The following is a 25,355-nucleotide window of genomic DNA, read 5'->3' on the forward strand; positions in this document are numbered from 1 at the left end:
TCACTTCACCGGTCCGGGCTCATTTGACATCGACGAAGTCGGCCCGGCCGGACCTGCCTTGGGTGAGGGACGTGCCCGCGAAATCGAAGCGGTACTCGCCGTCCACCGTCGCATTCACGGTGGTCGTGGCCCAGCCGTTGCGGTCGGTCTTGACCTTCTTCAGCGTGGTGAAGGCGCCGCTCGTGCCCTTGCGGAACTGGAGTAGCACCTGATGCCCGATGAGGGGCACGTCCTTGTGCTTCTCCCAGCTGGCGACGATCATCCGGGCCTTGACCGTGACGTCCTTGCCCTTCTTCACCGGTTCCGGGGTGGCGTCGGCCTGGGACAGGTGGGTCTGGCGCTTGATGCGTGCCAGCCATGCGTTGTCGTACTCGCGGGTGACGTTGCCCGCGCCGTCGACGGCCACGGCGCCCACGGTCCAGACACCGGCGAGGGCGTTGCTGCGGAGGTTGTCGTACGGGTCGGCGATCACGACGGCCTCGCACTTGGACTCGGTCTCGTTGATCTTCACGCAGCGGTCGAACCCGACCTGCGCCATCCGCCCGTCGGCTTCCTCCCGGCTCGCTCCGTGCCACAGCTCGTACGACACGCTCTGGACGCCGTTCGGGTCGCTGACTATCGCGGAGACCAGGAACGCGGTCTTCCGTGCGGCCGCGACGACAACGGTGTAATCGGGGCTCTGGTTGACCTCGATGTCCCTGAACGTCGTGGGCGAGTCGTCCTGCTCGGCCCCGGCGGCCGGGACGGCGAGAGCGGTGACGGCCAGGGCGGCGCTGAGGGCAGCGGCGGTGGCGACAGTGGCGCGTATGCGCATGGTGTGGTTTCCCCCACGTTGGATGAATTGGGTGGTGACTTCACCTGCATCAGACAGAGGGGGTCTGTGGGGGGTTGTGCGTCATTGCCGACCCGGCCCATTACTTCTCCGTGGCTTCTCCGTGGCTTCTCCGTGGGTTGGTGGAATCGTGGGCTGCCGGCCAACTTCCGGGCGGGCGAGGTTAATTCGAGCAGGGCGCCGAGGACACCGGATCTTGGCCGCGGAGGCCCGGAGGCCCGGAGGCCCGGAGGCCCGGAGACCGCGCCATCCCTCTGCGCCGCATGCGCTCACGCGACCCCACCGCACCGTGATCGGCCGTCCACCGCGCCACGGATCCCAACCCCCGCCCCCCTGCTGCCGCCCGCCGTCGACGCCATCCGCGAGGCCGCGGCACGCTTCGTCGTGTGGACCACGGAAGCCTTCGGCGTACGGGTGGAGACCCCCCCTGGCGACAGTCCCGTCCTGACCGCGGAACCCGAGTCAGCCCACCCTTTCCTCAACCAGCTGCTCTTCGATCAGATCCGCGGCCCGTCGGGTGCCGCCCTCGGCGCGCGCCTCGGACCACAGCCATGCCGAGCGCGTGGCGACCTGCGGGTCGCCGATGAGTTCCATCAGGGCGGTACGTAGCGTCTCCGCCGTGATGTCCGCGGTGTCGATCCGGCGGGCGACGCCCAGTTCGACGAGCCGGTCGGCGTGGAGGCACTGGTCGGGCCCGGTCGGTACCGCGATCATCGGCACACCGGCGTACAGGCCCGCACCGCTGTTGCCCACACCGGTGTGCGTCACCCATACGTCCGCCTGCTCGAGGATCGTCAACGGCATCCCCCACGGCCGCACTTCGAAGTTGCGGGGAAGCCGCTCGGACACATCGCTGCCACTGCCCGTCTGCAGCACCACATGCCACCCCGGGAGATCCGTGAACGCCGCCACACACTGGTGGTAGATCTCCTGCGGCCCGGGGCACGCCGAGCCGGCCAGCGATACCAGCAGCACCTTCTGCGCACCGGCCGGCCGCTTCCAGCCGTCCTGCTCCTGGCCGCCGCCGAAGCAAGGGCCGACAAACGTCACCGCCTCGGTGTCGACGCGGTCCGCGTGTGGCTGCATGGCGCGCGGGATCATGGCCAGCACTCGCCGCGGGCGGCCGGTGAACTCCTCCACGTCCGTGGTCATCGCACCGCACCGGGCCAGCCAGGCAGCGAACCGCGCTCGGTATGCGAGTCCTCCGGGCAGTTGGGCGAATGCCGCGCCCATCTCCTCCTGGGCTCCCTCCCAGGCCACATGCGCCGCAGACAGCTGGACGAGGCCGCGGCCCTGCGCCTCGGCCAGCGCGCGGCCCGCGTACGCGCCGACGTCGTAGAGGTACACGTCGGCGGGATCGTCGTCGTACGCGGCGTGCAGTTGTGGCAGTACGGCCATCGCCTCGTCGAGGAAGAGGGAGGCGCAGGCGATGGGATCCTGCGGCCAGTCGCCGTCGGCGACCGGAAGAGTGGATGTGACGCCGACCAGCTCGGCGCCGGTGGGGGTGATCAGCTCGGCGACGGGGGCGGCGGTGGCGTAGGTCACGCGATGACCGCGAGCCACCAGCTCACGGATGATCTCCAGGCTGGGCAGCACATGGCCGACCAGAGGCGTGCCGACCATGGCGATATGAGCAGGACGGGGCATAACCGGACTTCCTTGGATAGAGGTCTACGGCAGAGAAACGCCGAGAAGCCCGACGGGGAAACGCAGTCCTCGGACCGAACCGCCCACACGTCCGCCGGCGAGCGCCGCAACCCCGCTACCGTCCGATCTCCTGCAGCCTCTGCCTGTGGCACTGGCCGATCTTCCTGCTGCTGAGCGAGGAACGGCTGGGCCTGACGGGCTGGAGCCGAACGGCCGTCCTCCTCGCCACCGTCGCCACACTGCGTTCCGGGACGTTCCGTCGTGTGCAGGCAGGGCAAACGAAGCCGCCATGCTCGCCCTGGGAAGCTGTCCGGCCGCGGTTGGCTCAGCTCGTCTTCCGCTCCTGCGGCCCTTCCTTGCCGTACAGCTGTGCCGAGGCGTTCACATGGGCCAGCCTCCGCAGTGCGCTGAACACCGCCTCACCCAGTACGGTCCCGACCACCACGGCCTCCACCATGTCCTCGACCGCCACTCGCCGGTCCACATAACGGAGGTCGGCCTGGGCGACCTGCTCGGCCGCGTCGGCGTAGTCGTCGAGCACTTCGGCGAACGCCCCGTGGCCCAACCGGTCCAGGGCGGCAAGGACCTTGGACAGGTCGGTGGCGGCTGGGTTCGACTCGTGCGTCCGCCAGCCACGCCGGGAGATGAGATCGGCGACGACGGCCCGGGCGGCCGTCGACTCGGCGTCGTCGTGCTCGATGTCCCCGCTGCCGAGGCGGTCCGCGGCAGCGCCGAGCACTTTGTGCAGCGGACGCTCCGGATCGTCGAGGGCCGCCAGTACGTCCGCGATCTCGGCCACCTTCATGCCGCCCACATCGAGCAGGGCTCGGATCAGCTGCAGCCGGCGCTCGTGCGCCTCGCCGTAGGTCGCCTGGTTCGGGCTGGTCAGCTCGCCCGGAGGCAGCAGGCCCTCACGGACGTAGTACTTGATCGTCGGCACCGGCACCCCGGTCTTGCGGCTCAACTCCCCAATACGCACTGCCGGTTCACTCCTTGACCTTCGCCCTGAGGCTCGGCCGGCCCTTGCCGACCCGTCTCCCATCATAGATAGTTGGGCTATCGGATAGCGGATAGTGCTGCTATCCGCTTTCCTTAGGGGGTAGCCATGTCTTCTTCACGTCCGCCTTCTCGACCTGCGCCGTTGTGGTCGCCGTCGGCGCCATGGCGGTCATGGCATCGGCCGCTGGTGCTGTTCGCGGCGGCGATGGCGCTGGTGGCGGTCATGTCCGCGGTGGGACTCGCCGTCGACGACCGCGTCCTGGCGGGTGCGCCGATCTGGTTCAAGCCGTTCAAGTTCGCGGTCTCGTTCGTGGCGTACTGCCTCTCCCTGGCCTGGATGCTGTCCCTCCTCCCCAGCGGACGACGCGTGGGCTGGTGGGCGGGGACGGTCGTCGCGCTGGCGAGCCTCGTCGAGATGGTGATCATCACCGGGCAGGCAGCGCGGGGGAAGCGCAGCCACTTCAACCACGAAACACCCTTCGACGAGGCGCTCTTCAACGCGATGGCCGTCACGGTCGTGATCCTGTGGCTCGGCACACTCGCCGTCGCCGTGCTGCTGCTCCGCGCCCGAATCGCCGACCGTGCGTCCGCCTGGGCGATGCGCTCCGGCATCGTCCTGGCGCTGGCCGGGGCCGGCGTCGGCTTCTTGATGACCCAGCCCGCGCCGGGGCAGCGGCGGGGCGTCTCCAAGGTGGTCGGTGCGCACAGCGTGGGCGTGCCGGACGGCGGTCCGTCGATGCCGCTGACCGGCTGGTCGACGACCGGAGGCGATCTGCGGATCCCGCACTTCGTCGGCATGCACGCGCTGCAACTCCTGCCACTGCTGGTCATGGTGCTGACCGCCCTCGGGCCACGCTTCGCTCGACTTACCGACGACCGGATACGGCTGCGCCTGGTGCTGCTCGCCTCGGGAACGTACGCCGCCGCCTTCGCGCTGGTTCTCTGGCAGGCGTTGCGGGGCCAGCCGCTGATCCACCCGGACGGCGCGACATGGGGGGTGGCCGGACTGATCCTGGCGGCCGGTGCTCTCGGGACGTACGCATCCCTGAGGGCTCCGACTCCCTCGCCACTCAAGGCAAATGGTGCGGAAGACGCCCTCACTCCGAAGGACCTCGTGGCATGACCGGATTCCTCTTCGAGCTCTCCTTCTGGCTCGCCGCACCCGTATGGCTCCTCATGATCTTCGCGCCGGGGTGGGGTCCGACCGCCCGCATCGCCGGGTCACCGTGGACCGTGGTGCCCGTACTGCTCGTCCATCTCGCACTGGCGGTCCCGGTGTTCCCCGAGCTCTGGACCGCGGTCCGCAGCCCGGATCTCGACACCTTCCGCGATCTGACGGCCCTCGCGGACGGCGCGGGGGCCATCTGGGCACAGGTCATCGCCTGGGATCTGCTGATCGGCCAGTGGATGTACCGGGAGGCCAGGCGACTGGGGATCTCCGCCCTGCTGATGGGGCCGCTGCTGGTTCTCACGATCTTGCTGTCACCGTTCGGACTGCTGGTGTTCCTGGGGCTGCGCGCGGCAAGGTCACGGCATGCGACCCGCGAAGACCTCGCGGCCACCGTGGCCGGCGGCGCCACGTAATCGGCGCTCGGGATCCGTGGGTGCGGACCGCGACACGTCGCAGCGTCGTGGTGTGGATGCGGTGCGCGCGCCACCTGCCGGTCTGGACGGCACCCAACCCCTGGTCGGTGACCTGGGGTTGGGTGCTGGTCGGGGCGGCACCGTCTCCGGGGCCATCGCATCCTGCTCCGTACAACGCGCCGAGTCTCCCCACAGCGTCCGCAACCGTCGCGAGTACGACGAGATCGCGGAGATGTTCACCGACCTCTACCCCGACGTGTCGGTGCCGAAGAACGCCACGACGATGCCGACCACCGGCCGAGCGGGTCACTTGCCGTATCGGAAACTCATCTCTTTCCATAGCGGAAACTGGCCGCTACTCTTTCCGGTATGGAAACTCACGGGGTACGACTGACGCCGGAGCAGGCCCATGCCGCCCTGGCCGACACCGCGCACATCCGGGCCTCCGCTGCGGCACTGTCGGCCACACCGTGGCCGAACTGGTTCTTCGTCACGCTCACGCTCTACATCGCCGCGCTCCCGATCGCCTACGGAGGCGTCATGGCCGACTCGGACTGGCTGCTGCCGCGCCCCGCCTGGATAGCCATCCTGCTGACGAGTACCGCGGTGTACGTGGCGCTCTTCGCCGTCGCGGCGAGGGCGTGGCGCAACAAGACCGGGGTGGCGCTACGGTTCGACGTGCTGCCGAAGCGGGCGACCGTGCCGCTCACGGTCGGCCTGCCTGCGCTGCTGGTGGGGGCAGCGCTCGCGTTCCGCGTCACGGGACGGCCGGTGTGGCTGATCGCGGCTTCGCTGATCGGTGCCGCCGTGTCCGTCGGCTTCCACCTTGCCTTCGTCCGTCTGCACCGGAAGACCCCGTGAGCGCCGAGATCCACGACCGGCTGGAGGGTTTCGACACCACCATCCACGCCCCGAACCGGCTGCGCATCTGCGCCCTCCTGGACGCTGCGGGCGAGGCGGAGTTCGGCCTGGTCCAAAAGCAACTCGACCTCTCCGCCTCCGTGCTGAGCAAGCACGTCACCGTGCTGATGGGCGCCGGCTACGTCGAGCAGCGCAAGGCCGTGCGCGACACCCGGCAGCGAGTGTGGCTCCGGCTGACCCGGCGAGGCCGGGATGCGTATCAGGGGCACCTTGAGGCACTGCGGGCGATCGTGGGGCCGTCGGAACCGGATTCCTCAAAGGGTTGACCGAGCACCAACGGGGGCTCCTCATCTGACGGATCAGGATGTCAGGTCGCGGGAGGAGATCGCGGAGCACTGAGGTGCCAGGGGTGCTGCGGGCGGCTGCAGCGATGGCGGCAAGCCGCGTTGACCGCCTGCCCTTGGTGGGCCTCTGACCTGGGCAGATGCCCTTCCCGCGCGTGGTCGTGAGGGTCGGTTCGCACTGCTGTTGACCGACGGGCTCGGTGACCACGCCGAGGTTGCTCAGCCCGGGCGGGGCCGCAGCCGTTGTGGCTGCGGCCCCCGCCCGGGCGTCGGGGTCAGGAGGGGTCGCCGTACTGGAGACCGCGTCCATTGGTGCCGATGTAGACGCGGCCGTAGGTGTCGGGGTCGCCGGTGATGACGCCGACGCCGCCGATGGCGCCCCACTGGTGTGCCTTGTCGTTGACGCGGAGCCAGGTGGCGCCCTTGTCGGTGGAGCGGAAGACGCCGGTGACGTCCTTGACGGTGCCGATCAGGTACAGGGCCTGGTAGCTGGTGCCCGGCTTGGCCTTGCCGAAGCCGAGGGCGGAAGCGGACTGCACCGTCTTGAGCGTGGTGAAGGTGCGGCCGCCGTCGGTGGAGTGCAGAAGCCCCTTGCTGCTGCCGGCGATCCACAGGTCCCCGGTGATGCCGGGGACGGCCTTGAGCCGGCCGTCGGCGGGCAGGTTGCCGACGCGGGCGGTGAAGGTCGCGCCGCCGTCGGTGCTGGCGTAGAGCGTGCCGCCGGACAGGGAGTAGAAGGTCTTGGCCGAGGAGCGGTCGGCGACGACCACAGCGTCGGTTCCCAGTCCGCTGACCTTCGACCAGCTCGCCCCCTTGTCGGTCGAGCGGTACGGGGCCTGACCGGCCTGCGTCCAGACGATGCTGGAGCCATCGGCCGCGAGCGCGACATGGCCGTCCTGGGCTTCGGCCACCGGCTCCGCCTTGAAGCCGGTCCAGCTGCTGCCGCCGTCGGTGGAGTAGGCGCCGTCCTGCGCGCCGCCGCGGCCGACGCGGACCATCATCGAGGGCTTGGACTGGGCGAAGTCGATGTCGGTGCTGTTGGTCATCATCGGGTTCTTCAGCCGCCCGGAGGGCACCTTGGTCAGGTCGTCGTGCCGGAAGCCGCCCTGGTCGCCCATGGAGGTGATGACGGTGGCGCCGCCGGGAGGGGCGATCGCGTCCAGCAGCGAGGTCTCCTCCAACCCTCGGGCACCCATGCTCCAGTGGCTGGTGCCGCCGCTGTCGGAGGCGTTGGCGTCCTTGCTGCGCAAGATGCCGTTGCCGGTGCCGTACAGCACGTGCCCGGAGTTGAAGGGATCGATGGCCAGGGCGGTCATCCAGTGCCCGGTGTGGGTGCCGACGTAAGGAGCGGCGGAGGCGCTGCGCACCGACTTGTCGGCCAGTGCCTTCCAGGTCGTGCCGCCGTCGGTGGTCCGGTAGATCTCGTCCTCGGGCCACCAGCGGCCGAGGGTGGTGACCATCACCGTGGAGGGCTTGCGCGGGTCGACGGCCAGACCGGAGAAGCCGTAGTTGCCCTGGGAGGGGGAGATGTTCTTCCACGCCCCGCGGTTCGGCGTGTACTTCCACACCGAGCCTGCCGTCACGCCGTTGGGGCCGAGGTTGTTGGTGTACGTCAGGTACAGCGAGCCGTCACCGGAGAGCACGCCGTGCTGCGGCAGTTGGCCGGTGGGCTGCCCGGAGACGGCCTTCCAGGTGCTGCCGCCGTCGGTGGAGCGGTACAGGGAGGTGGATCTGTCGTTGACGCCGACGTAGATCGTCTTGCTTCCGGCTGGGCCGTACGTGACGAAGGAGATGCCCGCACCGCTGCCCGCCCCGTCCTTGACGGGGAACGAGGAGACCTGCCGCCATGTCACGCCGTGGTCGGTGCTGCGCCACAGGCCGTTCTTGCGGGTGCCCAGCAGCAGGGTGCCGTTGTCCGCGGGGTCGATCACGAGCCGTTCGCCCGCCCCGCGGCCGTCCTCGTTGCCGCCCAGCTTGAAGGGCAGATTGGTGCGCTTGAAGGTGCGGCCCCGGTCCGTCGAGCGCAGGATCGCGCCGTTGCCCGCCCAGTCGTTGGTGTAGGTGCCCGCCCCGAGGTAGAGGCGGTTGGGGTCGACGGGATCGGTGGCCACCGAGTCGATGCCCAGCAGGTTCCAGTCCTTCTCACCGAGCCAGTCGGTCAGCGGGATCCACTGCTCGGCCCCGGTGTCCCAGCGGTAGGCGCCGCCCATGTCGGTACGCGCGTACAGCAGGCCCTTCTCCTTCTGGTTGAACACCAGACCGGTGACATAACCGCCGCCCACCACCTGGGCGTTCTTCCACACATACGGCCCGGCCGCAGCCGTGGTCTGCGCCCCGCCAGCCCCACCAGCCCCGTCGGCCCCGGCCACCTGGGCCTCGGCCGCCTTCACCAGCTTCCACTGCTGGTTGGTGCTGCCCCGGCTCGGATACTGGACGACTGCCGCGCCCTCGGCAGTGGAGCCTCCGGAAACATCCAGGACCTGGCCGCTCCTGCGGGAGGTGAAGGTGACGGCGTCGGAGCCGCTCACATCGTCGATCCGCCACTCCTGGGAGGTGGAGGAGCTGTCCGTCTGCTGCTCGGCGGCGGCCGCCTGAGCAGTCGAATCGCCCGCTATCCCCAGCACTTTGCCGCTGTTGCGGTTCACCAGCTCGTAGTAGCCATCCCCGGTGGACTTCAACTTCCACTGCTGGTTGGCGGTGTTCTGGTCGGTCCACTGCTGGATGCGGGTGCCGTCGGCGGTGGAGAAACCGTTGACGTCCAGCACCTTCCCGCTGCGCACGGAAACCAGCCGGTAGTAGGCATCGCCGTCGACCGTCGCGGCCTGCGAGTCCTCCTGCGCGAACAGCAGATACGGAACGACGATGGCGGGCACGCCGAGCAGCAGACCGGTGGCGGTCCAGCGGCGGCGGTGACGTCCGCGGCGCCCGCCGTTCGTGGGGTTGTTCATGGGGAGGCGTTCTCCTTGCATGCCGTTCACGAGAGATAGGCGGATTCGGGCACCGCAATGACCGGATCCGACTGCTAGTGGTCACAGGTCCCTCACAGGGTTGCCGCGCGCCGGGAACTTTTTTCAGGTCACCTCGGGTGCGGCGACCGGACCGGCGACCTCAGCCGTTCGTGTTCGGCCGCCCGAACCCGCCGCTCGGCGGGGGTGGGGGCCGATCGGCGGGGCAACTCCCGTAGCCGGGCGGATGGTTGGCCGCTTCCAGGCCTCGGCACCGTTGTCCCGGTGGCCGACATCGAAAGCGCCGAGAAGGCGCCTCGGCGACACTCACCCGCACCCGAGTCCGTCACGGCGCCGGAAGACGCCGCGCGTTGGCGCGGCTGGTCGGGGTGGACCTCGCCCGTGCACTGGCCGTGTTCGGAATGTTCACCGTGCACGTTGCGCGAGGTATTGACACCCGCACGGTCGATTCCGACCTCAGCCGAGCGCGCGATGGTCCAGCGCATACCGAACAACGGCGGCGGCGCGGTGACGGGGCCGGTGACGGTCTCCGACCAGACCCTGACCGTCAGCGGTAACTCCGCTTCGGTGAGCGTGCCGAGGACGGACGTCGCGGACGGCTACACCGTCACGCTGGTGCCACCGTCGAACAACACCGCCTCCACGGTCGCGGTGGCCCAGCACAGCGGTCAGTACCTGGACGACACCAACCTCAGCGCCGCCGACGGCACGCAGTACCAGCAGCCGACGGTGCCGCCGTCATCCAGTGGACCTGCAGCGGCGGCACGAACCAGATGTTCACCCTCAAGCCCGTCACCGCGCTCGGCAACAGCAAGGACTACCAACTGGCCGCCGTGCACAGCGGCAAGTGCATGGGATGCCTTCCCGTTGTTCCCGGACAGCCGCCGACCGGTCTTGAAGGCGGCGTCGGCTGTCTTCGCAGCCGAGTGCGTTCGACCGGTCATCAAATCGCTCGTAGCGTTCTTCGGCGAGTTCCATAAGGTGTTCGGGGTCGAGCGGCTCTGCCGTGTGCTTTCCAACTCCGCGGAATAGGTCGGCCGGTTTGACCGCCAGCGTCTGCATTCCACGACCGGCGCCATTCGGCCCGCCGAACACATGCAGGTGGGCGGGCCGCCGTGCGGAGGACTCACCAGTCGATCACTCAGCGAATGGCTACCAACGGGTCCAGTCACCAATTCCAGTCCGACCGAGCCTTTCTGATGATTAGGCATGTCGTTGTGACCGTTCCTTTATCGGCTTCCCGTACCCAAGTCGGTGTCACCCTGGCTAGATTGAGGCCCGCGCCTCCGAGGCGAAGTCGGGCAGGTCCCGCAGCTCGCGGAGGCTGAATTCCCCCTAAGTCTTCATCAAGGCTTTTTTTGGATGCCGGAAAGCCGTAACGGCTGAGTTTCGCTGCTTCCAGCCACGCTTCATGCCATGCCTTCCGGCATCCAAACCCCCCCAACCCACCGGAAAGCGCACGTAAGTGATGAGATCCCTTCAGCGTTTCGGCCCCCGGCTGGCCATCTCTGCCATGACGATCGTGCTGAGCACGCCCGGACTGGCCACCGCCGACGAGGCGACCGACGGCAAGGACACCACGTACTACATCTCGCTCGGCGACTCCCTGACCACCGGCTACCAGCCGGACGTCGACAAGGACACCGACGTCGCCTACACCGACCAGCTCTACGCGCAGCTCAAGCAGCGCACTCCCGGACTGAAGCACATACGCCTCGGCTGCACCGCTGAGACCACCGAGTCTCTGATCAACGGCGGCAAGTGCGACTACCCGAACGCCAAGTCCCAACTGGACGCCGCCTTGCAGGCCATGGCCCAGCACTCCGGCAAGGTCGCCTACGTGACCCTCAGCGTGGGCGCAAACGACATCCTGCTCAACTGCGTCAGCCGCCCGGCCGGCACCCTCGACGGGGCGTGCCTGAACAGCAAGAGCCAGACCATGGCGACGAACCTCGCCCAGATCGCGGGCACGCTCCGCAAGGCGGGCACGGACAACGCCCAGTTCGTGGGCTCGACGTACCACAACCCGTTCCTGGGGGCCTGGCTGCAGGGCGCCGCGGGGCAGCAGGCCGCCAAGGAGTCGGCCGCCCTGGTCCAGGCCGCCAACACCGGGATCGCCCAGGTGTACAAGTCCACCGGCTTCAAGGTGGCGGACGTGGCCGGGGCCTTCTCCTCGGACGACTTCACCACCCAGGTCAACGTGCCCGGCGTGGGCGAGGTGCCGGCCAACGTGGCCAAGATCTGCCAGCTGACCTGGGCGTGCACGAAGCAGGACCCGCACCCCAACGCCGACGGCCACAAGGTGATCGCGGGCGCGTTCGCGGCGGTGCTCGCCGAGAGCGACGCGCCCGGTGGGGGCGCGTCCCCGACCCCCAGTGAGCCGGCCACGCCCGGTGCGGGCGAGTCCCCGGCCCCCAGCGAGTCGGCCACGCCCGCACCCGGCACGGACACGGAGGCGAACGACCCGACCACGAACGGAGACCTCGCCGAGACCGGCGCGTCGAGCAGCGCTCCCGTCATCGCGGGTGCCGGCCTCGCGGTCGTGGCGGTCGGTACCGCCGCGGTCTACTTCGCGCGAAGGCGCCGTACGAGCGAGGAGAGCTGACGGTTAGTCCGTACATGCGGCCCGAGCAGCGAGCCGCCCGCGGTGTCGCGGGCGGCCTGCTCGGGCTCGGCTACGAACGGCGACGTAGAGCATCAGATGCTGAGGCCGCCATCCCTCTCCCCGCTCCGGCTGGATCCTCGCGTTCCTGCCGGCCGGGGCGTTCTTCACCGCCCGTGCTGCTACCTCTGTGCGTGCTGACCTACCGTTACATCGAAGCGCCGAGCCAGACGTGGGGCCGCAGATTGGCTCACCGCGGGCAGCCACCGTGATGAGCCTGCGGGGCGGGGGGCAGAGGCGCGGCAGGGTGTCCACCCGGTGCCCACGCGGCCGGTGAGGATGCGCTCGGCCATCCGCGGCTTCCCCGCGAGCCTCCGCGCGCCCTCACACCACAGCGCCTGAATCCCGCGCCCGCCCGCGTCGCTCCAGCGGACTGCGCGCCCCGCTGTCCTCGCTGTCCTCGCTGCGCTTGGGGCGCACTGGTGGCGCCGGGCGGCTGCCCTCGAGCTGCACGGCGATCGGCACGGCCGTGAACACCGTCGACGCCATACCGATCACCACGCCGGCGATCAGCGCCACGGAGAAGTCCGCGAGCGAGTCACCGCCGAGCACGGCCAGGGCGGCCAGGATGAACAGCGCGCCCATACCGGTGTTCACCGTGCGCGGCAGCGTCTGGATGACGGCCTTGTTCGCGGTGGTTTCCAGGTCCGCCGCCGGATCGCGGCGGCGCGCCTCGCGCACCCGGTCGAAGACGACGACGGTGTCATTGACGGAGTACCCGATGACCGTGAGCAGGGCCGCCAGGAAGACGCTGTCGACGGGCTTGCCGAGCCAGGCGAACAGGCCCACCACGAGCAGTACGTCGTGCGCCATGGCCGCCACCGCCGCGGCGGCGAACGTCCACCGGAACCGCACGCTGAGGTAGATCAGCTGGGTCGCGACGGCGATGCCGAGCGCGATGAGCGCGTGCCGACGCAGTTCGTCGCCGAGGCTCGGGCCGATCAACTCGTCCCGCTCGACGGTGACCTCGCCGCCCTCCTTCACCAGCGCCGTTTTGATCGTGTGCTGCTGGTCGTTGCTCAGCTCACCGGTGCGTACCGAGATGTTCCCGTCCCCCGACTCCTGCACCACCGCCTGCGGGAACCCCGCGTCCGCGACCGCCGTGCGCGCCGCGTCCACGTCCACGGGCCTGCTGGTGCTGTACTCCACCAGGCGCCCGCCGGTGAACTCCACCCCGAAATCCAGGCCGCGCAGGCCGATTCCGGCGACGGCAACCACGATCAGCAGCGCGCTGACGCCGAGCCAGCGGCGCCGGTGGTGCACCAGGCGGGGTTTGCGGCGCGCGAGCCAGGCACGCACCCGGCCGGTGGAGGTGATCCCGGTCAGGTCGGGCCGGTCGCGCACGAAGCGGCGCCGGATCGCGAAGTCGGCGAGGACCCGGGTGATCACCAGGGCCGAGATCATCGAGACGAGGACACCGATGGAGAGCGTGACGCCGAAGCCCTTGACGGGTCCGGTGGCGAAGAAGAAGAGCAGCCCGGCCGCGAGCAGCGTGGTCACGTTCGAGTCGATGACCGCGCTCCATGCCTTGCCGAAGCCGGTGCGCAGCGGCTTGTCGAGGTGCGACGGACCTGATTTCAGGGCGCGGGCTCCCAGATACTCCTCACGGGCACGCTCGAAGACCAGCACGTTCGCGTCCACCGCCATGCCGATCGCCAGGACGAAACCGGCGAGTCCGGGCAGGGTCAGGGTCGCGCCCAGGGCGACCAGTGCGGCGTAGGAGATCAGCCCGTACAGCGCCAGCGCGAGGGTGGCCAGGGCGCCGAGCAGCCGGTAGACGACGAGGATGAACAGCCCCGTCAGGGCGAGCCCGATGATCGCGGCCTGGGTGCTGGCGGCGATGGCGTCGGCACCGAGCGTGGGGCCGACGGTGCGCTGCTCCACGACCTCTACGGGCACCGGCAGCGCACCGCCCTTGACGAGCGCGGCCAGCTCGCGTGCCTCTTCCCGGCCGAAGCCGCCGGTGATCTGTGTGGAGCCGCCGGAGATGCCGACCTTGCACGCCACATCTGCGTTGACGCCGGGCGCCGAGAGGACCTTGCCGTCCAGGACGATGGCGACGCGCCGCTCGGGGGCGCCCTGCGGGGCACAGGCCGCCGCCCCGGTGACCCGTGCCCAGTCCTCGCCTGCCTGCCCACGGAAGGTGAGGTTGACCATCCAGCCCGACATCCTCTGCTGGTCGAGCACCGCCTCGGCGTCCTTGACGCCCTCGCCGGTGAGGGCGGTGGGCCCGAGCTTGAGGAACGCCCCCTTCTGGTCGGGGTCGGCGAGGATACGCGAGCCGTCCTGGGCCGGCTTCCCCTTGGTCACATCCTGATTGTCCGTCGCGCCCTGCACCGGGTGGACGGTCAACTGCGCGGTGCGGCCGATGACTTCGGCGGCCTCGCGCGGGTCCTGTACGCCGGGCAGCTCGACGAAGATCCGCCGCTCTCCGGACCGGTACAGGCTCGGCTCGGACACGCCGAGCGCGTCGACCCGCTGGCGGAGCACCTCCAGGGCCCGCTGGGTCGATTCGGCATTGGCCTTGACGGCGGATGAGTCCTTGGTCTCCAGGACGATCTGGGTGCCGCCGCGCAGGTCTAGGCCGAGGCGGGCGGACTGAGTGAGAGCGAAGAAGAGCGAGGCGGCGATCACACCTAGGGCGACGATCGCCCGCCACATGGGCGCGCGAGACATGGGTTCTCCACGATGGGCAGGCAGACGGAGTCGACGTCTGCGCCGGGCGCGGAGGCGAACGGTCAGGCGTCGATACGGACTTCGGTGCTCCATCGGGACGGCGGCCCGCGCGGGCGATACGCGTCGGTCCCCCGGCTCGCTCCCGCTGCCACGGCCGCCACGGCCACGGCTGGGCCGCCGACAGCGCGGTGCGGGGCTGCGTCCCCGGCGCCGGGGCCCAGGAAGCCGTGGTGCGGGTACGGCACGGCGTCGGCGTGGCCGAGCACGGGGTGCGCCACGGTGACGGGTCGCTGCGCGTCGGCGGTCGCGGACGCCTGCGCGGTCGCCGTCGCGGCCGTGCCCGTCGAGGACGGGCGGGACGCCGGCGCCGACTTGGCCGACACCGGCAGGAGGAAGGTCAGGACCGCGAGCAGCGCGGAGAGCACGACGGCGGCCGGGCGCGTGGGGTGTGCGCGGTGCTGCTGCACGCCTCTTGCCCCCCGGTCAAGTCGTCGTACGGAATCAGCAGTTGGGCACTGTGAGCCGACGGCTCGGCTCGTCCGGCCGTCAGTGACACGAACGCCGTCGGGCCTCCGGAGGTTCCCGACTCACCGCAGGAATGTTGCTGCCGGCGGGGTGCACTGGTGCGGCGGCACGGAAGTGCGAGAGCTCGGCCGGGCTCCGTGCGACATCCACTCGGGAGAGCCTTCGCACCCGTACAGACCTTGCGACGAGGCGCGTTCTGCTGCTCCGGATCAAGATGTCGCGGCATCCTCAGCGGAGTCGGCACCCGGCCCGGACCTGCGGGAACTGCTGGTGTTTGATGGCGGCACGAAGCGCCGGACAAGGACGCCTGCGAGCGCGCGAAGACGTTGCCGCCGCTACGGCACCGCTGAGGCGCGGGTGAGCCATGGCATGGCGGAGGGTCGCAGTCACCGCCACCGGACCGTCCGCGCGGCCCGTGTCACGACCGTCGCGTAGCCGACACCGACCGCGAGGGAGGCGAACAGGGCGGTGAGCGGGAAGTCCTCCTGGAGGTACGGATAGACCTGGTAGTGCGTCAGGTATATGTACAAGGAACCGCTCGCCAGGACGCCCGCGAGCGCGCTGATCGGGCCGATGCTGGGCAGGGTCGGCACCCAGATCAGCAGACCCAACCCGGCGATGACGAGGGCCGTGCGCAGGGGCTGGTCCTGGAACAAGCCGGGCACGGTGAGCAGCAGCACGGCCGTGAGCAGGGCCCGTTGCCGCACGGTGCCCGCCCGCGCGGCGGCCCACCCCAGCGCGAACAGCCAGAACACCACCGAGGGGCTCAGCTGGGGGCGTTCGGATGCCAGACCCGGCAGGTCGTAGCGGCCGACCAGGCCGACGGCCATGAGCGCCAGCGGCACCCCGAACACATACCGCCGCTCCAGCCGGTCCAGCAGCGGTACGACCATGAGGGCGGCGAGGACGACGAGGTAGTAGACCAGGGCCTCCACGAACCAGTAGGCCCAGTCGAAGCGGTCGTTCCCCTGGGAGAGCAGGCTGTTGAGCAGCAGGGCGTTGGCGGGGTCGTAGAAGTCGGTCAGGACCACTGCTCCGGTGATCCACACCATGCTCGGTATCGCGATGCGGGCGATGCTGCGCCACAGGCGCCGTACGCGCTCGCGGCGTGCCGCGGCGGTCAGCTGGAAGCGGGCGAAGTTGTAGCCCGCGACGCCGATGAGGATGTGGGCGAAGCCCTTGATGCTGAAGACCTGCACGTGTGAGCCGACGATGAGGACGATCCCGACCGCGCGCAGGGCGATGCCGGTCTCCAGAGTGCGGCGGGTTCGCCAGGACTGTGGGGTCGTCCAGGAGCGCAGCGCTCTGCGCACGCCCGGTGCCGGACGGGCCCGCCGCGGCTCCGGCCCGTCCGGCCGGTCCGGTCCGTGCGGCCCTTCCGCCACGGGTGCCGCCAGCGTGCGCAGTTCGCGGATCGTCCTCGTGTGCCAGTCGGTGGGCAGGTGGCCCAGCGCCTCCTCCAGGCGCAGGGACATCTCGACGTAGCAGAGGGAGTCGCCGCCCAGGCTGACGAAGCTGCTGTCCTCGGTGACGTCGGTGTGGCCGAGGATCTCCGTGTAGAGGAGGAGGAGATCCTCACCGGTGCCGGGCGCCTCCTCCTGTTCCGGGCGCGTCAGCCGTCGTACGGCCTCGTAGTCGGGCTTTCCCGAGGTCAGGCGGGGGAGTTCGGTGAGCACCCGGACCCGTACCGCGCGGGCCGGGAGCCCGCACTGCTCCGCGACCAGCCGCCGGATCCGCGCCTCCTCATCGGCGCCTTCGAGACCGGCGCCTTCGAGTGCGGCCACCGCCAGCGCCTCGCCGTCCCCCGCGCAGTACGCGATGACCCCATGAGCAGCCAGCAAGCTCTCCACCTGCTGCGGATCGATCCGCAGTCCGAGGATCTTCGCGAAGCGGCTGCGGCGGCCCACGATCTCGTACAGTCCGTCGGACGCGCGCCGGGCGAGGTCGCCGGTGTGCAGTTCGTCCACCGTCCGGCCCAGGGTGAGGTCGGCCGGGCTCTCGGCGTAACCGAGCATCACGTTCGGGCCCGAGTAGACCAGTTCGCCCACGCCCGGGCCATGGCCGTCGACAGGCTTCAGCCGGAAGGAGCCGCCGGGTATGGGTACGCCGACGGCCTCGGGGCGCTCGGCGGCGAGGTGCGGAGGGAGATAGGCCATGCGGGCCGTGGCCTCGGTCTGGCCGTACATCACGAAGAACTGCCACCCGGAGCGGCGCCCCAACTCGGCGTAGCGCACCGCCCGTTCCGGTGCCAGCCGACCCCCGGCCTGGGTGACGCGGCGCAGGTGCGGCAGCTCCATCCGCTCGAAGCCGATCCGGTCGAGCAGGTCGAACGTGTACGGCACCCCGGCGAGCGAGGTGCCGCGCGCGGCGCAGAACTCCTCCCAGAAGGCGGCGTCGGACACGGACCGCTCGGTGAGGATCAGGCCGGCGCCGCGCAGCAGGTGGCTGTGGATGACGGAGAGGCCGTAGCAGTAGTGCATGGGCAGCGTGGTGGCCGCGCGGTCGGTGTCGTCGATGCCGAGATACAGGGCGATGGACTCGGCGTTCGCCTGAAGGTTCTCGTGGGAGAGCCGCACCAGCTTGGGCGAGCCGGTCGAGCCGGATGTGCTCAGCAGCAGGGCGAGGTCCGGGTGGAGGGTGTGGGCGCTGCCGGGGTGGCGTTCGTCGAGGGTCCAGGTTCCGTCGGTGTGCGGGCGGGCCACGACGTCGGGGGCGTACGCCTCGGTCAGTGAGCGGATGGTGCTCTCGCTGTCGCCGGGGACGAGCAGGACGGGGTGACCTGCGGAAAGGGCGGCCAGGTGCGTGACGAGCGCGTCGGCGCGGTTGGCGCCGGCCAGCAGCACCAGTCGCCGCACCGGCCCGAGGCGCGCGGCGGTGGCGGTCACCCGTTCGGCCAGTTCGCGATACGACAGATCTCCGTCCGGCGTGATGAGCGCGACGCGGTCCCCGTACGCCGCGAGTCCGCGCGTGAAAGGCACGGTTTTCGGCCATGGCTTCGGGGGCGAGTTCGGGACGGCGGGTGCCGGGACGGTTCCGGAGAGGTGGATCACGGGGCGCGCCCTTTCCGCGGCAACGTCCGCTGCTAGCACAGAACCCTTGACGGTTAGGTGAGCTTTACCTTATTCATAGCATGGTCATAATCAAGCCACAGGACAGTCACAGATCGCTTCGCTCCTCGCTCTGCACCGACATGACCGGCGGCGTGAAGGCGAGCCCTGTAGGAAGGCACACACCATGCGACGCCCCTCGGTTCGCCGGATCACTGCGCTGGTTGCGGCCGGCCTGTTGCTCCCCGCCCTCGCGGCGTGCGGCTCCGACGACAAGGACAGCGGGGGCGAGGGCGGTGACTCCGCCCTCGTCATCTACTCCGGCCGCAACGAGAAGCTGGTCAAGCCGCTGCTGGACAAGCTGGAGAAGGCCGTGGGCACCAAGGTCGAGGTGCGCTACGGCGACAGTGCGGAACTGGCCGCGCAGATCCTGGAGGAGGGCGACCGCACGAAGGCCGGGCTGTTCTTCTCGCAGGACGCGGGCGCGCTGGGTGCCCTGTCCAAGGAAGGCATGCTGCAGAAGCTGCCTTCGGCCACCCTCGACGAGGTCGACGAGGCGTACCGCGGCTCCGGCGGCGACTGGGTCGGTCTCTCGGGGCGCGTCCGCGTGATCGCCTACAACCCGGACAAGGTCGCCGAGGACAAGGTCCCGGACAGTGTCTTCGACGTCGTCGAGCCGGAGTGGAAGGGCAAGGTCGGCTTCGCGCCCACCAACGCCTCCTTCCAGGCGTTCGTCACCGGCATGCGCGTGCTTAAGGGCGACGACGTCACCCGCAAGTGGCTTCAGGACATGAAGGCGAACGGCGCCAAGACCTACGCCCACAACCTCGCCACCCTGGACGCCGTCGAGGCCGGGGAGGTCTCGCTCGGCCTGGTCAACCACTACTACTGGTACGAGCGCGTCGCCGAGAAGGGCGAGGACAAGGTCGCCTCCAAGCTGCACTTCCTGCCCGGCAAGGACCCCGGCGCGCTGATCAACGTCGCCGGCGCCGGCATCCTCAAGGACAGCGGGCAGAGCGCGACCGCCCAGAAGGCCGTGGACTATCTGCTGTCGAAGGAGGCACAGACCTACTTCGCGGACACCACGAAGGAGTACCCGCTGGCTGCGGGCGTCACCAGCACCGTCGAGGGCCTGCCGGCGTTCGACTCGCTCGAATCGCCCGACATCGACCTCGGCGAGCTGGAGTCCCTCCAGGAGACGCTGGCCATGCTCCAGGACGTCGGGCTGGTCTGACCCGTCGTGCCCACATCGCCGTCCGCCTCGCGCCCGACCGGAGCCCCGGCACCGGCCGGGGACGAGCATGCGCGCGAGGCGGGCGGGGGCCGTACGTCTCGCTCGTTCCGTACGCCGGTCAGGGCAGTGCGTACCTCGGTGCGGGCCTTGCGTACGTCGGTCAAGGCCCGTAGGTCCGACCGCAGACCGCCCCTGATCCTGCTGGTCCCCGCCTGCGTCGCCGCCCTGTTCGCCCTGCTGCCCCTCGGCTATCTCGCCGTCCGCGCCCTGGAACGCGGCCCGGCCTTCGCCTGGGACGTCGTCGCCGACGAGCGGACGCTCGACCTCCTCGGCCGCAGCCTCGGCCTGACCGCGGTGGTCGTGGCGGCGTGCCTGGTACTGGGCGTCTCCCTGGCCTGGCTGACCGTGCGCACCGCGCTGCCCGGCGCCCGCGCCTGGTCGGTGCTGGCCACGCTGCCGCTCGCGGTGCCGAGTTACGTGGCCGCGTTCGCCTGGCTGTCGGCCGAGCCGGGCCTGGCCGGCTTCGGCGGGGCCGCCCTCGCCCTGACGCTGGTCAGCTTCCCGTACGTCCATCTGCCGGTCGCCGCCGCGCTGCGGGGCATCGACCCGGCGCAGGAGGAGGCCGCGCGCTCCCTCGGCCACGGCCCGCTGGGGACGTTCGTCCGCGTCACGCTCCCGCAGCTGCGACCGGCGGCCGCGGGCGGGGCACTGCTCGTCGCGCTGTACGTGCTCTCCGACTTCGGCGCGGTCTCGCTGATGCGCTACGACACCTTCACCCGGGCCATCCACACCTCCTACCGAGCCTCCTTCGACCGCACCCCGGCCGCCGCGCTCAGCGTCGTCCTGGTGGTCATGACGGTCGCCCTGGTCGCCGCCGAGGCCCGCACCCGGGGCCGCGCCGGGCACGCCAGAACCGGAACGGGCACCGCCCGTCCGGCGGTTCCGATCGACCTCGGCCGGTGGCGGCCACTCGCCCTGCTGTGGTGCGCAGCGGTCACGGCCGTCGCCGTGGCCTTCCCGCTGGGCACCCTCGGCTACTGGCTGGCCGTCGGCAGCTCGGCCACCTGGGACCTGGGTGGTCTCGCGGAGACCGCTTGGGGCACCTTCGGGGTCGCGGCGGCGGGCGCGGGCCTCACCACGGTCCTCGCCCTGCCGGTCGGGGTGATCGCCGCCCGGCACCGGGGCCGTGGCGCCCGCCTGCTGGAGCAGGCGGCGTACGCGGGGCACGCGCTGCCCGGCATCACGGTCGCCCTCGCGCTGGTGTTCTTCGCCGTGCGCTACGCCTACCCGCTCTACCAACAACTCCCGCTGCTGGTCTGCGCGTACGCCGTCCTCTTCCTGCCGGTCGCGGTGGCCGCCACCCGTGCGGCCGTGCTCCAGGCGCCGCCCGTCCTGGAGGACGTGGCCCGCTCGCTCGGGCGACGGCCCTGGCAGGTGTTGCGCGAGGTGACCGTCCCGCTGGCCGCACCCGGCGTGGCCGCCGGGGCCGCGCTCACCTTCGTGGTCTGCATGAAGGAACTCCCCGCGACCCTGCTGCTGCGCCCCACCGGCATGGACACCCTCGCCACCCGGCTGTGGACCGAGACCGGCGCCGGATCCTTCGCGGCGGCCGCCCCCTACGCCGCCGCGCTGATCCTGCTGGCCGCCGTCCCCTCGTACCTCCTAGGCAGGCACCGGACATGAACGAACTGCACGTGGAAGGGCTCACCAAGTCCTACGCAGCCGGAGAGGGGGCCGGAGAGCCGGTCCTGCGGGAACTGCAACTCACCGTCCCGGCGGGAGCGTTGGCCGCCGTACTCGGCCCCTCCGGCTGCGGCAAGACCACCATGCTGCGGATCGTCGCCGGGTTCCTGCGCGCCGACGCGGGCACGGTCCGGCTCGGCGACCGGGTGCTTGCCGGGCCGGGCGTCCATCTGCCGCCGGAGCGCCGCCGTATCGGCATCGTGCCCCAGGAGGGCGCCCTCTTCCCGCATCTGAGCGTGGCCCGCAACGTCGCCTTCGGACTGAAGGGCCTCGACCGGCCCGAACGGCGGCGCCGCACAGAGGAGTTGCTGGAACTGGTCGGCCTCGCCGGATACGGCGACCGCATGCCGCACGAACTCTCCGGCGGCCAGCAACAGCGCGTCGCCCTGGCCCGCGCGCTCGCCCCGCGCCCCCAACTCGTGCTCCTGGACGAGCCGTTCAACGCCCTCGACAGCGCACTGCGGACCGGAGTGCGGTCCGACGTACGGGCCGCGCTGCGGGCAACGGGTGCCACGGCGGTCCTCGTCACCCACGACCAGCAGGAGGCCCTGTCCACCGCTGACCTCGTCGCCGTCGTACGGGACGGCCGGGTCGCCCAGTGCGCCACCCCACAGGACCTCTACCGCCGCCCCGCCGACCCCTGGATCGCCGACTTCGTCGGCGACGCCGTCCTGCTCCCCGGCACCATCGACAACGACAGCGACGGCACGGCCCGGACCGTCCTGGGCCCCGTGCCCCTCGCCGCGCCGCCGGGCGGCGTGCGCGCCGGCACGGTCCTGCTCCGTCCGGAACAGCTCCGGCTGACCGGTGTGGACTGCGAGGGCGCGGTCAGGGGCACGGTGACCGACGTCTGCTACTACGGCCACGACGCCATGGTCACCGTGGCGGTCGAGGGCCACGACGTCCCGGTCGCCATCCGCGTCGCGGGCCCGGTCGCGGTCCGTCCCGGGGAGGAGACGGGCATCCGTGTGGTGGGAGAGGCGGGCCTCCACTCATAGCGGCCTTCTCTGACGTTCTTGCTCCCCGGCATCAGGGAATTGCGGATCTCGGACACCTTCGAGCCGAACGGTGTCGCCCCGAGAGGCTTCGCGGGCACACGCCCGGGCCGCCTCTCTCAGCCGGAAGACCGGTCGCAGGTGACGTCCGTGGCCGGCAGGCGGCCGGTGGCCAGGTAGGCGTTGACCGTCGCGTCGGCACAGGAGCTGCCGAAGATGCCGTACACGGCGTGCTGGTCCGCGCCGCGGAGGGTGACCAGGCGGGAGGAGGGCCACATGCGGCGCACCGTCTGCGCGCTCCGGTAGGTGGTACGCGGGTCTCCGGTCGCGTTGACGAGCAGGGCCGGGAGGTCGCCGCGGATCGTGGTCGGGCGTTCGCGCGGCGGGTCCCAGAACGCGCACGGACCGATGTTGTTGGTGACGGGACCGAACAACGGGTCCTGCGCACGGGCACGTTGGACATCGCGCCAGTACACCTCGGGAGAGCGCGGCGCGGACGCGTCCCCGCACAGGATCGCTGTCTGGACACTGCCGTACGCGGAGTCGGATCCGTTCAGCAGGAAGCCGAGCGTTCCGGCCAGCCACGGCGAGGGGGTGACCGTGTGGCCGTCGGCGGCGCGACGCATGTCCCGTACGGCCTGCGCGAGATCGGCGTAGGCGGCGTCGTTGTCCTGTGAGAGGCCGTTGAAGACGACGACGGGCACCAGATGCTCATCCACCCGGTGGTCGCCGATCCGCAGGGGCGTACCTCCGGCCGCCGCCTGGACGCTGTCCACGGCCGCCAGCACCTCGCCCCGGGTGCGGCCCAGACCGTAGGCGCTGTCGCGGGCGGCTGCCCAGGAGGCCCAGCCCTTGAGAGCCTGCCGGTTGGCCGGTTCCGTGCCACGCAGCAGCCGGGGGTTGTAGCGGTCGGGGGCGACGACGCCGTCCAGCACGACTCGGTCGGTGCGGCCGGGGAACATCGTGGCGTACACCTGGCCGAGATAGGTGCCGTACGAGTATCCGAGGTAGGAGATCCTGGGCTCGCCGAGCACGGCGCGGATGACGTCCATGTCGCGCGCGGTGTTCCGGGTCGTGACGTACGGCAGGACGTTGCCCTGGTACGTCCGGCAACGACCGGCGAGTTCCTCGGCCAGGGCCACCGAGCGGTCGAACCCCGCACGGTCGGTCCCCGCGCCGCGTATGAAGGAGCCGGTGGGCCAGTGGCAGTCCAGCGGTGTGCTGCGGCCGACGAAACGGGGGTCGACGCCCACCACGTCGTAGCGCTCACCGACCTTCTTCATCGCCGTGCGCACCCACGGCGGGTCGCCGATCGTCTGCCCGCCGGGGCCACCACCGTTGAGCAGCAGCGCGCCCACGCGGTGGGCCGTGTCGGTGGCCCGGATCCGCGAGATCGCGACGGTGATCGTGCGGCCGTCCGGGGCGTCGTAGTTCAACGGGACGGTGACATCGGCGCACTGGGCGCCCGCCCGCTGGAGTTCCTTGCCGGTCTCGTCGTCGGGTCCGAGCAGGCAGCTCTTCCAGTCGAGGTGCTGTCGGTGGTAGCGGGCGAGGGGGTCCGCGGTCGCAGCGGCGGGTTCGGCCGCTGCGGGCGACGCGGCGACGGTGAGCGCCCCGACCAGGCACAGGGCCGCCCCCGCCGCGGTGCGCGACACGAGCCGGTGCAGGCCGCCGGTCGTGGAACCGCGCGAGCCGGCTGTGCTCGCGGCTGCGGGGGAAGCGTGGGCGAGGGGCGGGGCCGGAGGCAGAGGAGCCGTACGGGATAAGGAGGTGGGGGACGACGTCGTACGGGACGGTGTGCCAGGGGAGGACGGGGAGCCGGTCATGCGGAAGTCCTTTCGGGAGACCTGCCCTCACAGAGGGACTCGTCGACGAGGTCCAGGAAGTCCAGCTCGGCCTGGAGCGAGGCGGGCACCTCGTTCAGGGCGACGGCGACGCTACGGCCGCCGGGGCCGACGGCGACCAGCGCCCGGTGACCGCCGGGCACCGTGCCGCCGTGCCCCCACCACGTCCCGCCGCAGGACAGCGGTGTCGAGATCAGACCCAGTCCGTAGCGGGCGCCCGGCCACAGCCGGTCGGCACCGGCCTCCACCGTCCGTCGCATCTCCGCCAGTTGGGCCGGGGGCAGCAGCCGGCCGCCGAACAGGGCGGCAGCGAACCGCGTCAGGTCGCCCGGCGACGAGACCAGGGCGCCGCCGACCCCGCCGAGGGTCATGTTCCAGGCGGTGCCGTCGACGCGCCGGCCGTCGCCGTCGGTGAAGTAGCTGCGGGAGTGCGGTCCTCGGATTCGGGTGTCGTCGCCGGGCCAGTAGGTGTCGTGCAGCCCGAGGGGCTTGATGATGCGGCGGGTGATCTCCGCCTCGGGGGTACGGCCGGTGACCTCGTGGACGATCAGGCCGAGGATGAGGTAGTTGGTGGTGGCGTAGTGCCAGGTGCCCTGCGGACGCGGCAGTTCGAGAGCACGCGTGACGAGGTCGCGCGGCTCGAAGTGGCGGTACCGCAGCCGCTCGGGATGCTCCCATTCGGGAGCGTCGAGATAGTCGGGCAATCCGCTGGTGTGCTGCAGGAGTTGTCGCACGGTGATCAGGCGGCCGTCGTGGCCGTGCCCGTGGATCAGGCCGGGCAGATAGTGGTCGACGGGGTCTTCCAGCGAGAGGCGGTGCTCGGCGACGAGTTGGAGGACGAGTGCCGCGGTGAACGTCTTGGTCACGCTGCCGACGCGCAGCCGGTCGACGGTGTTCATCGGGCGTCCGGTGCGCAGATCCGCCGTTCCGGCGGTCTCGGCCCAACGTCCGCAGGGCTCGTCCGCGGTGGGGTCGGTCACCAGGACCGCGGCACCGGTGATGCCGTCGCGGTCGGTGAGGATGCGCAGCGCCTGGCGGGTCCGGTCGTGCGTGCCGCAGTCGCCGCCGGAGCGTGAGCCCGGCGGCTGCGCGGTCGCCGCCGGGCCGGTGGCCAGCACGGTGACCGCCACCAGGGCCGCGAGGCCGATGCGCCTGCCGGTCCGTGAAGTCGGTGAGAAGGTTGGCATGCCACATCACGGTAGGCACGGGCGGTCCCGTGATCACTCCGGCAGGCATGTGCTTCGGAGCTGAGGCCAGCCCAAGCAGAGAGCCGGGAGCAGTCCCCCTGGACCGTTGGGATCCTTTGCTGGTACGGGCGAGCTGGTGCGCCGCTTCTACGGCTTTCGTCGCACCGGGCAGACACTGGTGCGGTTGTGGTGCGCGCTCCACCCACCGG

Annotated in this window: 19 protein-coding genes; 10 read left to right on the forward strand and 9 right to left on the reverse strand. The window is 70.8% G+C overall.

Features of this window, described 5'->3' with window-relative positions:
* Window positions 1-19 precede the first annotated feature (19 nt).
* The 3 genes from ACTMVF_RS02395 to ACTMVF_RS02405 all read right to left on the reverse strand — a co-directional run bounded on the left by ACTMVF_RS02395 (window position 20) and on the right by ACTMVF_RS02405 (window position 3,458).
* The gene (locus tag ACTMVF_RS02395) at window positions 20-814 is read right to left on the reverse strand and encodes a calcium-binding protein (protein ID WP_441269261.1); all 795 of its coding nucleotides are present in this window, start codon (window positions 812-814) and stop codon (window positions 20-22) included.
* A gap of 480 nt (window positions 815-1,294) precedes the next feature.
* A complete protein-coding gene (locus ACTMVF_RS02400; RefSeq protein WP_441269262.1) occupies window positions 1,295-2,479 on the reverse strand; it encodes a macrolide family glycosyltransferase in 1,185 nt (394 codons plus the stop codon).
* 325 nt (window positions 2,480-2,804) lie between these two features.
* Entirely contained in the window at window positions 2,805-3,458 is a 654-nt protein-coding gene (locus tag ACTMVF_RS02405) for a MerR family transcriptional regulator (RefSeq protein WP_441269263.1), read from the reverse strand.
* A gap of 225 nt (window positions 3,459-3,683) precedes the next feature.
* Between ACTMVF_RS02405 and ACTMVF_RS02410 the strand changes: the two genes are divergently transcribed.
* The 5 genes from ACTMVF_RS02410 (at window position 3,684) to ACTMVF_RS02430 (ending at window position 6,249) form a co-directional block, all read left to right on the forward strand.
* The gene (locus ACTMVF_RS02410; protein WP_441269533.1) at window positions 3,684-4,601 is read left to right on the forward strand and encodes a hypothetical protein; all 918 of its coding nucleotides are present in this window, start codon (window positions 3,684-3,686) and stop codon (window positions 4,599-4,601) included.
* Window positions 4,598-5,062, forward strand: a complete 465-nt coding sequence (locus ACTMVF_RS02415; RefSeq protein WP_441269264.1) for an ABA4-like family protein — start codon at window positions 4,598-4,600, stop codon at window positions 5,060-5,062. The genes ACTMVF_RS02410 and ACTMVF_RS02415 overlap by 4 nt, the downstream gene beginning before the upstream one ends.
* Before the next feature lie 100 nt (window positions 5,063-5,162).
* Entirely contained in the window at window positions 5,163-5,456 is a 294-nt protein-coding gene (locus ACTMVF_RS02420) for a hypothetical protein (protein ID WP_441269534.1), read from the forward strand.
* On the forward strand, window positions 5,432-5,923 hold the full coding sequence (locus ACTMVF_RS02425) for a hypothetical protein (protein ID WP_441269265.1): 492 nt from the start codon (window positions 5,432-5,434) through the stop codon (window positions 5,921-5,923). Before ACTMVF_RS02420 ends, ACTMVF_RS02425 begins: the two co-directional genes overlap by 25 nt.
* On the forward strand, window positions 5,920-6,249 hold the full coding sequence (locus ACTMVF_RS02430) for a transcriptional regulator (RefSeq protein ID WP_441269266.1): 330 nt from the start codon (window positions 5,920-5,922) through the stop codon (window positions 6,247-6,249). The genes ACTMVF_RS02425 and ACTMVF_RS02430 overlap by 4 nt, the downstream gene beginning before the upstream one ends.
* Window positions 6,250-6,542: 293 nt before the next feature.
* Here ACTMVF_RS02430 and ACTMVF_RS02435 read toward each other — a convergent pair whose 3' ends face one another.
* Complete coding sequence (locus ACTMVF_RS02435; protein ID WP_441269267.1) at window positions 6,543-9,215, reverse strand: RICIN domain-containing protein; 2,673 nt, start codon at window positions 9,213-9,215, stop codon at window positions 6,543-6,545.
* Window positions 9,216-9,497: 282 nt separating this feature from the next.
* On the opposite strand from ACTMVF_RS02435, the gene ACTMVF_RS02440 reads away from it, so the two are divergent.
* Together ACTMVF_RS02440 and ACTMVF_RS02445 are read left to right on the forward strand one after the other, a co-directional pair.
* On the forward strand, window positions 9,498-10,265 hold the full coding sequence (locus ACTMVF_RS02440) for a hypothetical protein (protein WP_441269268.1): 768 nt from the start codon (window positions 9,498-9,500) through the stop codon (window positions 10,263-10,265).
* 481 nt (window positions 10,266-10,746) lie between these two features.
* Window positions 10,747-11,838 (forward strand): GDSL-type esterase/lipase family protein, encoded by a 1,092-nt coding sequence (locus tag ACTMVF_RS02445; RefSeq protein ID WP_441269269.1) that lies wholly within the window; start codon window positions 10,747-10,749, stop codon window positions 11,836-11,838.
* 381 nt (window positions 11,839-12,219) lie between these two features.
* Here ACTMVF_RS02445 and secD read toward each other — a convergent pair whose 3' ends face one another.
* The 3 genes from secD to ACTMVF_RS02460 all read right to left on the reverse strand — a co-directional run bounded on the left by secD (window position 12,220) and on the right by ACTMVF_RS02460 (window position 18,074).
* Window positions 12,220-14,571 carry a protein translocase subunit SecD gene (secD, locus tag ACTMVF_RS02450; protein WP_441269270.1) on the reverse strand — a complete coding sequence of 784 codons (2,352 nt, stop codon included), beginning with the start codon at window positions 14,569-14,571 and terminating at the stop codon, window positions 12,220-12,222.
* A gap of 62 nt (window positions 14,572-14,633) precedes the next feature.
* Complete coding sequence (locus ACTMVF_RS02455) at window positions 14,634-15,038, reverse strand: hypothetical protein (protein WP_441269271.1); 405 nt, start codon at window positions 15,036-15,038, stop codon at window positions 14,634-14,636.
* A gap of 444 nt (window positions 15,039-15,482) precedes the next feature.
* Entirely contained in the window at window positions 15,483-18,074 is a 2,592-nt protein-coding gene (locus ACTMVF_RS02460; RefSeq protein WP_441269272.1) for an AMP-binding protein, read from the reverse strand.
* A gap of 256 nt (window positions 18,075-18,330) precedes the next feature.
* Between ACTMVF_RS02460 and ACTMVF_RS02465 the strand changes: the two genes are divergently transcribed.
* The 3 genes from ACTMVF_RS02465 to ACTMVF_RS02475 all read left to right on the forward strand — a co-directional run bounded on the left by ACTMVF_RS02465 (window position 18,331) and on the right by ACTMVF_RS02475 (window position 22,118).
* On the forward strand, window positions 18,331-19,377 hold the full coding sequence (locus ACTMVF_RS02465) for an iron ABC transporter substrate-binding protein (RefSeq protein ID WP_441269273.1): 1,047 nt from the start codon (window positions 18,331-18,333) through the stop codon (window positions 19,375-19,377).
* Between the two features lie 147 nt (window positions 19,378-19,524).
* The gene (locus ACTMVF_RS02470; RefSeq protein ID WP_441269535.1) at window positions 19,525-21,060 is read left to right on the forward strand and encodes an ABC transporter permease; all 1,536 of its coding nucleotides are present in this window, start codon (window positions 19,525-19,527) and stop codon (window positions 21,058-21,060) included.
* Window positions 21,057-22,118 carry an ABC transporter ATP-binding protein gene (locus ACTMVF_RS02475; RefSeq protein ID WP_441269274.1) on the forward strand — a complete coding sequence of 354 codons (1,062 nt, stop codon included), beginning with the start codon at window positions 21,057-21,059 and terminating at the stop codon, window positions 22,116-22,118. Before ACTMVF_RS02470 ends, ACTMVF_RS02475 begins: the two co-directional genes overlap by 4 nt.
* 116 nt (window positions 22,119-22,234) lie before the next feature.
* Here the strand turns inward: ACTMVF_RS02475 and ACTMVF_RS02480 are convergent, their stop codons facing one another.
* Window positions 22,235-23,941 (reverse strand): alpha/beta hydrolase, encoded by a 1,707-nt coding sequence (locus ACTMVF_RS02480; RefSeq protein WP_441269275.1) that lies wholly within the window; start codon window positions 23,939-23,941, stop codon window positions 22,235-22,237.
* Entirely contained in the window at window positions 23,938-25,146 is a 1,209-nt protein-coding gene (locus tag ACTMVF_RS02485; RefSeq protein ID WP_441269276.1) for a serine hydrolase domain-containing protein, read from the reverse strand. Before ACTMVF_RS02485 ends, ACTMVF_RS02480 begins: the two co-directional genes overlap by 4 nt.
* Window positions 25,147-25,355 lie beyond the last annotated feature (209 nt).

It is taken from the genome of Streptomyces sp. SD31 (assembly GCF_052068475.1).
Lineage (GTDB): Bacteria > Actinomycetota > Actinomycetes > Streptomycetales > Streptomycetaceae > Streptomyces.